A 13,357-nucleotide genomic window follows, 5' to 3' on the forward strand; every position below is an offset into this window, starting at 1 on the left:
TATGCCCGCGACGGTGATGACATGACTGATTCACCGAGCTCTCGAGCGAGCATGCGCACAACTGAGGCTTCCCCGGCACTCGTCGCCGGAGCCGGCGCGACCACGGCGCTGTTGGTGGTGCTCTTCGGTTCCTTCATGGACCTTCTCGACGCGACGATCGTCACCGTCGCGGCCCCGGCGATAGCCCAAGACCTGGGTGCCGGCGACGCTCAGATCCAGTGGACGATCGCCGCCTACACCCTCGCCCTGGGGGCGGGCCTGATCACCGGCGGACGGCTCGGTGATCAGTACGGCCGCAAACGGCTGTTCATCATCGGGCTGGCCGGGTTCATGGTCACCTCGGCACTGTGCGCGCTGGCCGTCGATCCGGGGATGCTCATCGGCATGCGGGCCGGACAGGGACTGACCGCCGGCATCATGGTCCCGCAGGTGTTCGGGATCATCCGGGCATCATTCGGTCCGGGCGAGCGTGCCAAGGCCTTCGGCGCCTACGGAGCGGTCCAGGGCCTCGCCTCGGTCGCCGGCCCGCTGCTGGGCGGGCTGCTCGTCGACGCCAACCTGTTCGGCCTGGGCTGGCGCACGATCTTCTGGATCAACGTGCCCGTCTCGATCCTGGCGCTCGTCAGCGGCGCGAAGGTCCTGCCGGAGTCCCGCTCCGCCTCGACCGCGCGACTGGACCTCCCAGGCGCGCTCCTCGCGGCCACGGGCATCCTTCTCCTCCTGCTGCCGATCATCCAGACGGAGACATGGGGATGGACCTGGGCCGGCTACGCCCTCCTCGCAGCCGGAATCATCGTGCTCGCGATCTTCCTCGCCTACGAGCGCCGCCTCACCGGACGCGGAAACGAACCTGTCTTCGACCCGGCTCTGCTGAGAGTCCGCGCCTTCGCAGTCGGCCTGAGCGCTTCGGTGCTCTTCTTCGGCGGCATCGGGTCGTACTTCCTCACCCTCTCGATCTACCTCCAGAACGGAACCGGCCGAACCGCGTGGGAGACCGGCCTGGTGATCCTCCCGTACGCGCTCGGCTCGATCATCACCTCCGGCCTCGGCGTCGCTCTCGCCGCCAAGGCGGGCAGAACGCTCCTGATCACCGGCTCGCTCACCATCGCGGCATCTCAGCTCGTCCTGTGGTTCATCGTCAAGGACGGCAACGATCCCGGATACTGGCTCCTCGCCCCCGCACTCTTCATCGGTGGCCTCGGGCTCGGTCTCGCCGCACCCATTCTCGTCAACGTCGTCCTGGCAGGCGTCCCCGGACGCAACGCAGGCGCCGCAGGCGGGGTGCTCTCCACCGTCAACCAGATCGGCGGCGCCGTCGGCATCACCGTGCTCGGCACGATCTTCTTCACCGCCGTCACCGGTTCAGACACCGGAGCACCGGTGCTGCCCGACTACAGCCACGCGCTCAGCATCGTCCTGATCGTCTCCGCCGCGCTCTACCTGATCACGGCACTCGTGATGCTCGCACTCCCGAAAGCCGCAGTCGAGCACGCCGAGTAGAGAACCCATGCCGGGGCGAACGCCCGAACCGCCGACCCTGATCTCACGCCCGTCCATGCCATCGGGCGGGCGGGGAATCGTGGCCAGGTCGAACATGAAGCCGTAGTGAGATGCCAGCAGGGTGTAATCGTGGGTTTCGTTCTCTATGCAGAAGTCGTACGCGGCCTGCCAGGCGATGTGGCCTCCGGGTGGGCAGTTTCCGCTTTGGTTCTTGCCCAGGGACCGGGGAGCGCGAGGGGCCGGCGGGCCCCTCGCAGGGAGCGGAGCTCCTATGAGGCGGCCCGAGCGTCAGCGAGGACCGCCGTACCCCTCCTCTAGGCGGGTTTGTGGCCGGCGCGGAGGAGGCCGTACGTCACCGCTTGCTCGAGTGCCTGCCACGACGCCTCGATGATGTTCTCCGCCACCCCTACCGTCGCCCACTCGGCTGTGTCGTCGCTGGACGTGATGAGGACCCGGGTGATGGCGCCCGTGCCGTGGGTGCCCTCCAGGATGCGGACCTTGTAGTCCACCAGTTCGAGCTTCGCCAGCTCGGGGTAGAGCTTCTCGAGCGCCAGGCGTACCGCCTTGTCGAGGGCGTTGACGGGGCCGTTGCCCTCGCCCGTCGCGACGATGCGCTCGCCCTTGGCGTGGAGCTTGACGGTGGCCTCGCTGACCAGCTCACCGCCCTTCGTGCGCTCCACGATGACGCGCCACGACTCGACCTCGAAGTGGCGCCTGCGCTCCCCGTGTACGGTGTCGCGCAGCAGCAGCTCGAACGAGGCGTCCGCGGCCTCGAAGGTGAAGCCCCGCGACTCCAGGTCCTTGACCCGTGCCACCAGGGTCTTGGTGTTGTCCGGGGTCAGTTCGTAGCCGAGCTCGCGGCCCTTGAGCTCCACCGAGGCGCGGCCGGCCATGTCGGAGACGAGCATGCGCATGTCGTTGCCGACCGCGGCCGGGTCGATGTGCTGGTAGAGGTTGGGGTCGACCTTGATGGCGCTGGCGTGCAGGCCGGCCTTGTGGGCGAAGGCGGACGTGCCGACGTACGGGGCGTGGGAGTTGGGCGTGACGTTCGTGACCTCGGTGATCGCGTGGGCGACGCGGGTCATGTCGGCCAGGGCGGCCGGGGGTACGAGGTCGAAGCCGCGCTTGAGCTGGAGGTTCGCCACGACCGTGAAGAGGTTGGCGTTGCCGGAGCGCTCACCGTAGCCGTTGGCGCAGCCCTGGACGTGCGTCGCGCCCGCCTTGACGGCGGCCAGGGTGTTGGCGACCGCGCAGCCGGTGTCGTCGTGGCAGTGGATGCCGACCCTGGCGCTGGTCTGTACGGCCTCGTGGACGATCTCGGCGAGTTCGTCGGGGAGCATGCCGCCGTTCGTGTCGCACAGGGCGATGACGTCGGCCCCGGCCTCGGCGGCGGTCCTGATGACCTCGAGCGCGTACGCCGGGTTGGACCTGTAGCCGTCGAAGAAGTGCTCGGCGTCGAGAAAGACTCGCTGGCCCTCCGCGCGGAGGTGGGAGACCGTGTCGCGGATCATCGCGAGGTTCTCCTGGAGAGTCGTGCGCAGGGCCAGCTCCACGTGCCGGTCGTGACTCTTGGCGACAAGGGTCACGACCGGCGCGCCGGATTCGCGCAACGCGGCCACCAATGGGTCGTCGGCTGCCTGCACACCGGCCCGGCGGGTCGCACCGAACGCGGCGAGTTGCGCGTGCTTCAGGTCGAGCTCTGTTTGAGCGCGCCTGAAGAACTCTGTGTCCTTGGGGTTGGCGCCCGGCCAGCCCCCTTCGATGAATCCGACGCCCAGGCCGTCCAGCTGGCGCGCGACGACAAGCTTGTCGGCGACGGTGAGGCTGAGCCCCTCCTGCTGGGCGCCGTCACGCAGCGTCGTGTCGTAGACGTGGAACCGGTCGTCGGCCATCAGTCTCTCTTCTCTCGAAAGTTCGCAAAGTTCTCTGGGAAGGTCCCTGGAGAGTTCCTGGAAAACAAAAAGACCCCTCACGGACGTGAGAGGTCTGCGCGCTGGCGGTGTCCCTTTTCAGCCAGCGCGCCTGCCGATAATGAGCAGACCGTAGAACATGGTGCCACCCAGTCTGCCACATGGATTCACCATCTGGCACACCGATCTCACCCTCTGGGACAGTCCGCTACACGGTGACGCCGCTGCCACCGGTGATGACGCGCTCCAGAGTCGCCGCGTCGAATGCCTCGTTGCCCAGCGCCTGCCCGTTGAGCAGCACCGTCGGCGTGCCCTCCAGCCGTACCTTCGCGGTCTCCTCCAGATGGGCCTTCGCGTACGACTGCGCCCTGACGCATTCGTCCACCGAGGCCCCCGCCTGCCTGGCCGCCTTGACCAGGTCCTCGACGGCGAACCCGGACGCCTCGCCGTGCGGCGCCGGCTGCATGGCGTACAGCTCGTCCCTGAAGGCGAGCCAGCTCTCCTCGGGGACACAGCGGGCGGCAGCGGCGGCGCGGATGGAGTTCGAGCGCATGGGCTCGTCCCTGAAGATCGTCACGGGGTGGAAGACGACCTTGACCTTGCCCTCCATCGCGAGCTTCCTGAGGGTCGTGTCTACTCTGGTGTGAAGTTCCTTGCAGATGGGACAGTCGAAGTCCTCGTACAGGTCGAGCACGGGAGCGGTGCCCGACCGGTCGGCCAGGACCATCGAGCCGTCCACCTGCCGGGCCAGCCGCACCCCTTCGGACGACTCGCCCGGCTCAGAGAACGCCAGCGCCCCGAGTACGGCGAGGGCCACGCACGCGAGCGCCACCGCCAGCAACCGCTTCATCATCTGCCCACTCTCACCTCGTTGATCGCGCAGCCCCTACCTGAAACCGGAAGAATGGCCACATGAAGGCATATCTCCTTGACCCCGCCGTCGCCCAGTACGTCTTCGCCCACTCCACCCCGCCCGACCCCCTGCTGGAGGAACTCGCCAAGGAGACGGCCGAATCCACGGGGGACGCCGCCGGCATGCAGATCTCCCCCGATCAGGGCACCTTCCTCACCATGATTACCCAGCTCGTGGCGCCCCAGGTCGTCGTGGAGGTGGGTACGTTCACCGGTTATTCGTCCGTGTGCATCGCCAGAGGGCTGTCCGGTGGTCATCTGCACTGCTTCGACGTGAGCGAGGAGTGGACGTCCGTCGCCCGCCGCTACTGGGAGCGGGCGGGCGTGGCCGACCGGGTGACGCTCACGCTCGGGCCCGCGCTGGAGACGCTCACCGCCTTCGACCAGCCCATCGACCTGGCCTTCATCGACGCCGACAAGGGCAACTACCCCGGCTACTACGAGCTGGTCATGGAGCGCCTGCGGCCCGGCGGGCTGATCCTGGCGGACAACACGCTGCGCAGGGGGCACGTGGCGGACCCGGCGCACGACGAGACGACGACCGTGGAGATCAGGCAGTTCAACGACCTGGTGATCGAGGACCCGCGGGTGACCGTGCTCATGCTGCCCGTCGCGGACGGGATGACGATGATCAGGAAGAACTAGCCGAGAACGTGCGGGCCGGGCCCCGAGAGGACCCGGCCACCTCACGCTAGGCGACCTTGTGGATCCAGTTGTGGGTGTCGGGGCGGGCGCCGTACTGGATGCCCACGAGGTCCTCACGCACCCGCATCGTCACGGGACCGGGCGTGCCGTCCCCGATCGTCCAGGAGCGGTCCGCGCCCCTCACCGAGCCCACCGGCGTCACGACGGCCGCCGTCCCGCACGCGAACACCTCGGTGAGCTCCCCGGACGCGCACCCCTCCTGCCACTCGTCGACCGAGATGAGGCGCTCCTCGGTCTCCAGGCCCAGGTCGCCGGCGAGCTCCAGGATCGAGTCCCTGGTGATGCCGGGCAGCAGGGTGCCGGTCAGCGCGGGGGTGACGAGCTTGTCGCCGAAGACGAAGAACAGGTTCATCCCGCCCATCTCCTCGGCGTACTTGTGCTCGTGGGCGTCCAGCCACACCACCTGGTCGCAGCCGTTCTCCACCGCCTGACGCTGCGCCACGAAGGCCGCCGCGTAGTTCCCGCCGCACTTGGCGAAGCCCGTGCCGCCGGGGGCGGCGCGCGTGTACTCGGTGGACAGCCACACCGAGACGGGCTTGATGCCACCCGCGAAGTACGAGGCCGCCGGGGAGGCGATCACCATGTACTTGTACATCTTCGACGGGTAGTTGACGCCCAGCCCCGCCTGGGTGGCGATCATGAAGGGGCGCAGGTAGAGGCTGTGGCCCTCGGTCGTGGGCACCCACTCCTTGTCGGTCTCGACGAGGAGCTCGAGCGACTCGACGAACGTCTCCTCGGGCAGCTCCGGCATGGCCATCCGGAGGGCCGACTGGTTGAAGCGGGCGGCGTTGGCGTACGGGCGGAACGTCACGATCGAGCCGTTGGTCTGGCGGTACGCCTTGAGCCCCTCGAACAGCTCCTGCGCGTAGTGGAAGACCGAGGTGGCCGGGTCGAGCGAGAGCGGGCCGTACGGCATGAGCCTGGCGTCGTGCCAGCCCTGCCCCTCGGTGTAGTCGATCGAGATCATGTGATCGGTGAAGATCTGCCCGAAACCGGGGTTCGCCAGTACCTGCTCTCGCTCGGCCGCGGTGCGAGCGTGGTCGGATAGCTGCACGTCGAAGCTGAGCTTCTGAGCGATGGTCATGACGGAGGTCCTTCTCTCTGCGAAATCTGCCCAAACCTACAGAAATCTGCGGATAGGCGACGGTGGTCGGCGCTGCCCGCGGGCAGCCCCGTACTTCTTATTGTCTCGCTATATGGGATGGCAAGCGGCCAATGGGGTGGTTAGGCCGTTTGGACGCGAAAAAGCGCCCGGCGGTCCTTCGCGGACCACCAGGCGCTCTCGGGGCTAGGCGGTCCTAGCCGGATACTCGCGCGGTGATGTCGTCACCGATCTCGTGCGTGGTCCGGCCGGCCCAGCCGGCCAGCCGCTCGACGATGTCCTCGGCCACCGCCTGCTCGACCTTGGCCGCCTCGGCGTGCCGGCCGAGGTGGTCGAGGAGCATGGCGACGGACAGGATGGTCGCGGTCGGGTCAGCCTTGCCTTGACCGGCGATGTCGGGCGCGCTGCCGTGCACCGGCTCGAACATGCTGGGCGCGGTCCGCTCGGGGTTGATGTTGCCGCTGGCGGCCAGGCCGATGCCGCCGGCGATGGCCGCGCCGAGGTCGGTGATGATGTCACCGAACAGGTTGTCGGTGACGATCACGTCGAACCGCTCGGGCTGGCTCACGAAGAACATCGAGGCCGCGTCGATGTGGCAGTAGTCGGTCGTGACCTCGGGGAACTCCTCCGCCACGCGGTTGACCGTGCGCTGCCACAGATCGCCGGCGTAGGTGAGCACGTTGGTCTTGTGGACGAGCGTGAGCTTCTTGCGGGGGCGCGACCTGGCCTTCTCGAACGCGTACCGCACGACGCGCTCGACGCCGTAGGCGGTGTTGAGCGACTCCTGCGTGGCGATCTCGTACGGCGTGCCGCGCCGCATGGCGCCGCCGGTGCCCGCGTAGAGGCCCTCGGTGCCCTCGCGGACGACGATCATGTCGATGTCCTCGGCGGGCGTGTCGGCCAGCGGGGTATCCACGCCGGGGAACAGCTTGACCGGGCGCAGGTTGACGTAGTGGTCGAACTCGAAGCGCAGCTTGAGCAGCAGGTCGCGCTCGAGGATGCCCGGCGGGACGCTGGGGTCGCCCACGGCGCCGAGCAGGATCGCGTCGTAGCCGCGCAGCTCCTCCAGCACCGCGTCGGGCAGGGTCTCGCCGGTGCGGTGGTAGCGTGCGGCTCCCAGGTCGTAGTGAGTGGGCTCGATCTTCGTGCCCACTGCCTCCAGGACCTTGAGGCCCTCGGCTACGACCTCGGTGCCGATGCCATCGCCGGGGATGACTGCCAGACGGATGTTACGCGACTCCATGGGCCGTACCTTACCGCGTCGTCTCGACTGACGAACACTCCATCTCATTTCTCGGACGTCCGTTTTGTGCGTATTGCGGTTCTTTGACCGTTTCGTTAGAGTCCATCGGGCCTAATCCACGCAGCGGTTGCGTGGAGCCGGGGACCCACTTCCCCCCTGGGGCGAATCGGCACCCACCGCCGTAGGGCTACTTCCAGGCCCGAGCCCGTCAGCTAACCCGGCCGGCCGCATGGAAGGACAGACCCCTGTCTCGCATTGCCATTGCCCTGGCGGTGGGCGCCGCCGGGCTCCTGCTGGCCACCCCTGCCCAGGCTTCCCCCAAAGAAGACCCCACCACTCTGACCGACCCCACCACACTGACCGGCGCCGAGATCAAACGCATCCGGGAACAGCAGGCGCCGAAACCCGCCTGGAAGATCGCCGTCGACTTCGCCATGAGCAAACGCGGCACACCGTACGTGTGGGGCGGCGCCAGCCCGAGCGGGTACGACTGCTCCGGGCTCATGCTCAGGGCGTACGAGCACGGGGGGATCGAGCTCCCCCGCACCGCCGCCGAACAGTACGGCGCGTTCTCCAAGAAGATCGCCTGGAAGGACCTCAAGCCCGGCGACCTCGTCTTCTTCCACGGCCTCGGGCACGTCGGGATGATCTCCCGGCCCGGCTACATGGTCCACTCGCCGCACACGGGCGACGTGGTCAAGGAAGAGCGCCTGAGCGACTGGCGCAGGGAGTCCTTCGTGGGCGCCGTCCGCCCCGACCCCAAGGGCGTACGCCTCTGGGCCAGGCTCAAGGAGCAGCGCAGCGCTCCGGCGCCCGCCACGTTCAAGGCGACCCTGTAGGCAGCGCACACGCCCGCCTTCCCCGAGCCGTGCTCAGGGAAGGCGGGCGTCGAAGATGAGGTCCCAGGCGCGGGTCCTGGCGTGGGCGACCGCGCCCAGCAGGACGCCGCTGTCGCCCAGCGTGCTGGCCACCACCGCCGGCCGCAGCGGGCCCAGCTCGGCGATCCGGGTCTCGATGGCCGCGCCCAGGAGGTCGAGGTTGCGGCCCACGCCGCCGCTGAGCACGATCACCTCGGGGTCCAGCACCGCCGCGACCGCCACCAGCAATCCCCCGATGCGGCGGCCCTCGGCCTCCACCACCGAGCGGGCCACGGCGTCGCCGGAGGCCGCCGCGGCGAAGACCTCCTTGGCCGTGTCCAGGGTCAGCCCGGCGGCGCGGGCCGCGCGGACGACGCCGGGAGCCGCGGTCACCGCCTCAGTGGCGCCGTGGGCCAGGGCGTCGTCGGGCGGGAGCGCGGGCTCCTCCGCGGCGGGCACGTAGGAGACCTCGCCTGCAGCCCCGCGAGCGCCGACGTACAGCTCGCCGTTGATCACGATGCCCATGCCGACGCCGGTCCCGATGGACACGAGCGCGAAGTCGGACTTCCCCCGCCCCTCCCCGTGCACGTGCTCGCCGACGGCGGCCAGGTTGATGTCGTTCTCGATGACGAGGTCCACCTCGAGCGTGGCGCGCAGGCGTTCGGCCAGGTCGGGTCCTGGCAGGTTGGGGGCGAACTCCAGACGGCCGAGCGCGGGGTCGTACACGCCGGGCGATCCGACGACGGCGCAGGCGATGGCCGGCCAGTCGAGCTCGGCCTCCCGTGCTGCCGCCCGGCACAGCTCGCCGACCAGGAGGGCGAGTTCGGCGGAGGTGCGCGCGGTGTTGCGCCCGTCTGTCCGGCCGGCGAACGTGCCGCGAAGGTCCGCGACGGCGACCCTGATCCAGTCGCGGCCGATGTCGATGCCGGCGACGTGGGTGGCGGCGGCGTTCACGTCGTACAGGGACGTGACGGGTCCGGGACGGCCGGAGAGCTCCCCGACGAGATGGACGAGCCCGTCCTCCTCCAGCCCGGCCAGGGCCGCGGAGACCGTGGGCTTCGACAGGCCTGTGATCTTGGCGAGGTCGGCACGGGAGGCGGGGCCGTGCTCCTGGAGGTGGTCGAGCAGGCGGCGCTCGTTCAGCACCCGAAGCAGGCGCGGATTGCCCAGGTCACCCCGCATCGTCGAACCTCCTCGAAAGAAATCTAGCCAACGAGGCTGATAGTAAATTACCTTTCTTACCAAGCACAGGGGCGGCACATTCGGAAGGACGAAGTGCGATGCACCGAGCATGGCGATCAATCCCTGTCGCGGCGGTCTTACTGGCCGCCGCCTGCGGGAACACCACAGGCACCAACACAGGCACGGGCCCCACGACCACGCAGAGCCAGGGCGGCAAGACGATCGCGCTGTTCCTGCCCGAGTCCAAGACCACCCGGTACGAGGCGTTCGACCGTCCGCTCTTCGAGGCGAAGGTCAAGTCGCTCTGCCCCGACTGCAAGATCCTCTACAGCAACGCCGAGCAGGACGCGCCCAAACAGCAGCAGCAGGTCGAGGCCGCGCTCACCCAGCAGGCCGACGTCCTCGTCCTCGACGCCGTGGACGCCAACGCGGTGGCCCCGCTGGTGAACCAGGCCAAGCAGAAGAAGGTCCCGGTCATCGCCTACGACCGGCTCATCTCGGGCATCGACTACGCGTACTACGTCTCGTTCAACAACGTGCGGGTCGGCGAGATGCAGGGCCAGGCGCTGCTCGACGCCATGAACGCCAAGGGGACGGCGGCGAAGGGCGAGATCGTGATGATCCACGGCTCGCCGACCGACCCCAGCTCGGCCGACTACAAGAAGGGCGCCAAGAGCGTGCTGGACGGGAAGGTGAAGGTCGGCAGGGAGTTCGACACGCCGGACTGGAGCCCCGACAAGGCGCAGCAGCAGATGGAGCAGGCGATCACGGCACTCGGCAAGGACAACATCACGGGCGTCCTGTCCGCGAACGACGGCATGGCGGGCGGCGCGATCGCGGCCATGAAGCGCGCGGGCTACAAGCAGCTCCCACCGATCACCGGGCAGGACGCCGAGCTGGCCGCCGTGCAGCGCATCCTGACGGGCGAGCAGTACATGACCATATATCTGGATATCAGGGCTGAGGCGGAGAAGTCCGCCGAGCTGGCCGTCGCCCTCGCCAAGGGCGAGCAGCCCACCGCCCCCGCCAAGGTCAACAACGGCGCCGCCGACATCCCCGCCTTCCTCCTCGACCCCATCCCCATCACCGCCGACAAGATCAAGGACACGATCGTGAAGGACGGTTTCTACACGCCTGCCCAGATCTGCACGGCCGAGGTCAAGGCCGCGTGCGCGAAGCAGGGCATCCAGTAGATGCTCTCGGCGACAGGCATCTCCAAGAGGTACGGGGCGGTCCAGGCGCTCGACGGGGCCCGCCTGGACCTGCGCCCCGGCGAGGTCGTGGCCCTCATGGGCGACAACGGCGCCGGCAAGTCCACCCTGGTCAAGACCATCTCGGGGGTCGTGACCCCCGACGAGGGCACGATCACCGTGGACGGCTCGCCGGTCAGGATCGCCAACCCGCACGACGCGCAGGCCCTCGGCGTCTCGACCGTCTACCAGGACCTCGCGCTCTGCGAGAACCTCGACGTCGTGGCCAACCTGTTCCTGGGCACCGAGCGCCGCCGCTGGTCGCTGCTGCGCCACCTCGCCATGGAACGCGCGACCCGCGAGCTGCTCGCCCAGCTCGACGTGCGCATCAAGGACATCAGGGTGCCGGTCGCGATGCTGTCGGGCGGTCAGCGCCAGTCGGTGGCCATCGCCAGGGCGCTGATCGGCGAGCCCCGGCTGGTCATCCTCGACGAGCCCACGGCCGCGCTGGGCGTGGAGCAGACGGCGCAGGTGCTGGCGCTGATCGGCCGGCTGCGCGAGCGCGGGCTCGCGGTGCTGGTCATCTCGCACAACCTGGCCGACGTGCGCGCGGTGAGCGACCGCGTGGTGGTGCTGCGGCTCGGCCGCAACGCCGGTGAGTTCCGTACGGCCACCGCCTCACAGGAGGAGATCGTGGCCGCGATCACGGGGGCGGGAGAATGACCGACACGCTGGTACGCAGGCCGTACACGCCGAAGGTCGCGGTCGAGCGGCTGCGCCAGGGGGACGTCGGCGCGTGGCCGGTGGTCGCCGGGCTGGTGGCGATCGCGATCGTGTTCAGCACGCTCAACGACCGGTTCCTCTCCCCCGAGAACCTCACCAACCTCGTCCTCCAGATGGCCGCCACCGGCACGATCGCGCTCGGCATCATCATGGTGCTGCTGCTCGGCGAGATCGACCTGTCGGCGGGCTCGGTCAGCGGCCTGTGCGCCACGATCATGACGATCGTCCACGTCAAGCAGGGCTGGAACCCGCTGCTCGCCATCGTGCTCGCGCTCGCCGTCGGGGCGGTGATCGGGCTCCTGCACGGGGTGATGCTGACCAAGCTGCGCATGCCGTCGTTCGTGGTGACCCTGGCCGGCCTGATGGGCTGGCTCGGCCTGCTGCTCTACCTGCTGCGGCAGGGCGGGACGATCAACCTGCCGTTCACCGGGTTCATCTCCAAGCTGAGCGACACGTGGCTGCCCGCCTGGCTGGCGTGGGCGGTCGCGGCGGGGCTGGTGGCCGTGTCGGCGGGCGCGTCGCTCGTCGCCAGGAAACTGCGGCTGGCGGCCGGGCTGCCGGTGACGCCGCTGTGGTGGCCGCTCGTCAAGGCGGGCGCTCTGGCGGTGCTGCTCGCCGCGGCGGTGCTCGTCATGTCGGCGGACCGCGGCGTACCGCTCCTGCTGATCATCTTCGGCGCGCTGGTGGTGCTGCTGGATCTCATGCTCAGGCACACCACGTTCGGGCGTCACGTGTACGCCGTCGGCGGCAACGCCGAGGCCGCCAGGCGCGCCGGCATCAACGTCACGAGGATCAGGATCCTGGCCTTCATGCTGGCCTCCACGCTGGCGGCGGCCGGCGGCGTCCTCGCCGCCAGTCGCCTGTCCGCCGTCAACCAGGGCTCGGGAGGCAGCGACATCCTCCTCATGGCGATCGCCACCGCGGTCATCGGCGGCACCTCGCTGTTCGGCGGGCGCGGCCGGGCGTATGACGCGCTGCTCGGCGTCCTCGTCATCCAGGCCATCACCAACGGCATGTACCTGCTCAGCGTGGACTCCTCGGTGCGCTTCATGGTGACGGCCGGGGTGCTGGCGCTGGCCGTGGCGATCGACTCGCTCGCCCGCAGGGGCGCCGCCCGGTGAGCCGGGTCCTGGGCATCGACGTGGGCGGGACGAAGGTCGCCATCGGGGTGTCCGGCTCCGACGGCCCGGAGCTCTCCGCCCACGTCCGCCTGGACACCGGCCCCGGCACGCTCGCGCGGGCGCTCGCGGCGGCCCGCGCCCTTGAGGGTTCGCCGGCCGCGGTGGGCTTCTCGACGTGCGGGGTGATCCGCGATGGCGTCGTACGGCTCGCCCCGAACGTCCCCGGCTGGGAGGGGCTCGAGCTGCCGAGACTGCTCAGGGAGGAGTACGGCGACATCCCGGTGGCCATCGACAACGACGTGAACGCGGCGGCCGCGGCCGAGCTGCGCTGGGGCGCCCTTCGCGGGGTCTCCACAGGCGTCTATGTGAACCTCGGCACCGGCCTGGCGGCGGCCCTGGTGGTGGACGGGCACGTGGTGCCGGGCGCCCACGGCGCGGCAGGCGAGATCGGTTACCTGCAGGTGACGCCTGGCGAGCCCGCCTTCACCGACGGCCGGGCGCCCCTGGAGGAGCGGGTCTCCGGCGGCGCGCTGGCCGCCCGCGGCGCCGCCCTGCTGGGCCGTCCCACCACGGCGGCGGAGCTGCTGGCCGAGGCGGGCGCGCGGGAGCTGGTGGAGGAGGCACTGCGGACCCTCGCCATGAGCGTGGCCAACCTGTGCGTGGTGCTCGACCCCGAGTGCCTGGTCGTGGGCGGCGGCATGATGGGCGCCGCGGACCTGATCATGCCGAGGCTGGCGGCCGAGCTCGCCCGTGCGGTGCCGTTCCCGCCGGAGCCGCGCCCGGCCAGGTTCGCGGGCGACGCCCCCTTGCTGGGCGCGCTTGCGCTGGCCCGCGCGGCGTTAGCGTAGAGGT

At 69.6% G+C, this 13,357-nt stretch carries 12 protein-coding genes and 1 riboswitch; of the genes, 7 read left to right on the plus strand and 5 right to left on the minus strand.

All coding sequences use genetic code 11. The features are described from left to right. The first annotated feature begins 51 nt into the window (after window positions 1-51). Complete coding sequence (locus tag ABD830_RS24600) at window positions 52-1,500, plus strand: MFS transporter (protein WP_344991588.1); 1,449 nt, start codon at window positions 52-54, stop codon at window positions 1,498-1,500. Between the two features lie 314 nt (window positions 1,501-1,814). Here ABD830_RS24600 and cimA read toward each other — a convergent pair whose 3' ends face one another. Both cimA and ABD830_RS24610 read right to left on the minus strand, forming a co-directional pair. Beyond that, on the minus strand, window positions 1,815-3,392 hold the full coding sequence (gene cimA, locus ABD830_RS24605; protein ID WP_344991590.1) for a citramalate synthase: 1,578 nt from the start codon (window positions 3,390-3,392) through the stop codon (window positions 1,815-1,817). 226 nt (window positions 3,393-3,618) lie between these two features. Next, complete coding sequence (locus ABD830_RS24610; RefSeq protein WP_344991593.1) at window positions 3,619-4,263, minus strand: DsbA family protein; 645 nt, start codon at window positions 4,261-4,263, stop codon at window positions 3,619-3,621. Window positions 4,264-4,322: 59 nt separating this feature from the next. On the opposite strand from ABD830_RS24610, the gene ABD830_RS24615 reads away from it, so the two are divergent. Further along, a complete protein-coding gene (locus tag ABD830_RS24615) occupies window positions 4,323-4,967 on the plus strand; it encodes an O-methyltransferase (RefSeq protein ID WP_344991596.1) in 645 nt (214 codons plus the stop codon). Between the two features lie 46 nt (window positions 4,968-5,013). Here ABD830_RS24615 and ABD830_RS24620 read toward each other — a convergent pair whose 3' ends face one another. After that, window positions 5,014-6,111, minus strand: coding sequence for a branched-chain amino acid aminotransferase (locus ABD830_RS24620; RefSeq protein WP_344991600.1), 1,098 nt, complete (start codon window positions 6,109-6,111; stop codon window positions 5,014-5,016). A 214-nt stretch (window positions 6,112-6,325) separates the two neighbouring features. Further along, on the minus strand, window positions 6,326-7,372 hold the full coding sequence (locus ABD830_RS24625) for a 3-isopropylmalate dehydrogenase (RefSeq protein ID WP_344991603.1): 1,047 nt from the start codon (window positions 7,370-7,372) through the stop codon (window positions 6,326-6,328). 98 nt (window positions 7,373-7,470) lie between these two features. After that, window positions 7,471-7,614: riboswitch (cyclic di-AMP (ydaO/yuaA leader) on the plus strand. Between the two features lie 30 nt (window positions 7,615-7,644). On the opposite strand from ABD830_RS24625, the gene ABD830_RS24630 reads away from it, so the two are divergent. Further along, on the plus strand, window positions 7,645-8,211 hold the full coding sequence (locus ABD830_RS24630) for a C40 family peptidase (protein WP_344991606.1): 567 nt from the start codon (window positions 7,645-7,647) through the stop codon (window positions 8,209-8,211). A gap of 33 nt (window positions 8,212-8,244) precedes the next feature. On the opposite strand, the gene ABD830_RS24635 is transcribed toward ABD830_RS24630, so the two are convergent. Beyond that, a complete protein-coding gene (locus ABD830_RS24635; protein WP_344991609.1) occupies window positions 8,245-9,411 on the minus strand; it encodes an ROK family transcriptional regulator in 1,167 nt (388 codons plus the stop codon). A 98-nt stretch (window positions 9,412-9,509) separates the two neighbouring features. Between ABD830_RS24635 and ABD830_RS24640 the strand changes: the two genes are divergently transcribed. From ABD830_RS24640 to ABD830_RS24655, 4 genes are read left to right on the plus strand one after another with little or no spacing between them, the layout of a single operon-like run. Further along, window positions 9,510-10,604, plus strand: coding sequence for a sugar ABC transporter substrate-binding protein (locus tag ABD830_RS24640; protein ID WP_344991611.1), 1,095 nt, complete (start codon window positions 9,510-9,512; stop codon window positions 10,602-10,604). Next, a complete protein-coding gene (locus tag ABD830_RS24645; RefSeq protein WP_344991614.1) occupies window positions 10,605-11,324 on the plus strand; it encodes an ATP-binding cassette domain-containing protein in 720 nt (239 codons plus the stop codon). It abuts the gene before it with no gap. After that, window positions 11,321-12,505 (plus strand): sugar ABC transporter permease, encoded by a 1,185-nt coding sequence (locus tag ABD830_RS24650; RefSeq protein WP_344991617.1) that lies wholly within the window; start codon window positions 11,321-11,323, stop codon window positions 12,503-12,505. Before ABD830_RS24645 ends, ABD830_RS24650 begins: the two co-directional genes overlap by 4 nt. Next, window positions 12,502-13,353, plus strand: coding sequence for an ROK family protein (locus ABD830_RS24655; RefSeq protein ID WP_344991620.1), 852 nt, complete (start codon window positions 12,502-12,504; stop codon window positions 13,351-13,353). The genes ABD830_RS24650 and ABD830_RS24655 overlap by 4 nt, the downstream gene beginning before the upstream one ends. The last annotated feature ends 4 nt before the right edge of the window (window positions 13,354-13,357 follow it).

The organism is Nonomuraea helvata, from assembly GCF_039535785.1.
Taxonomy (GTDB): Bacteria; Actinomycetota; Actinomycetes; order Streptosporangiales; family Streptosporangiaceae; genus Nonomuraea; species Nonomuraea helvata.

Bases quoted from the DNA above. Each gene is read 5' to 3' on its own strand.
- ABD830_RS24650 (WP_344991617.1), top strand. From the start codon at position 11,321: ATGACCGACACGCTGGTACGCAGGCCGTACACGCCGAAGGTCGCGGTC.
- ABD830_RS24635 (WP_344991609.1), bottom strand. From the start codon at position 9,411: ATGCGGGGTGACCTGGGCAATCCGCGCCTGCTTCGGGTGCTGAACGAG.
- ABD830_RS24600 (WP_344991588.1), top strand. From the start codon at position 52: ATGCGCACAACTGAGGCTTCCCCGGCACTCGTCGCCGGAGCCGGCGCG.
- ABD830_RS24620 (WP_344991600.1), bottom strand. From the start codon at position 6,111: ATGACCATCGCTCAGAAGCTCAGCTTCGACGTGCAGCTATCCGACCAC.
- ABD830_RS24625 (WP_344991603.1), bottom strand. From the start codon at position 7,372: ATGGAGTCGCGTAACATCCGTCTGGCAGTCATCCCCGGCGATGGCATC.
- ABD830_RS24645 (WP_344991614.1), top strand. From the start codon at position 10,605: ATGCTCTCGGCGACAGGCATCTCCAAGAGGTACGGGGCGGTCCAGGCG.
- ABD830_RS24640 (WP_344991611.1), top strand. From the start codon at position 9,510: ATGCACCGAGCATGGCGATCAATCCCTGTCGCGGCGGTCTTACTGGCC.
- ABD830_RS24610 (WP_344991593.1), bottom strand. From the start codon at position 4,263: ATGATGAAGCGGTTGCTGGCGGTGGCGCTCGCGTGCGTGGCCCTCGCC.
- ABD830_RS24615 (WP_344991596.1), top strand. From the start codon at position 4,323: ATGAAGGCATATCTCCTTGACCCCGCCGTCGCCCAGTACGTCTTCGCC.
- cimA (WP_344991590.1), bottom strand. From the start codon at position 3,392: ATGGCCGACGACCGGTTCCACGTCTACGACACGACGCTGCGTGACGGC.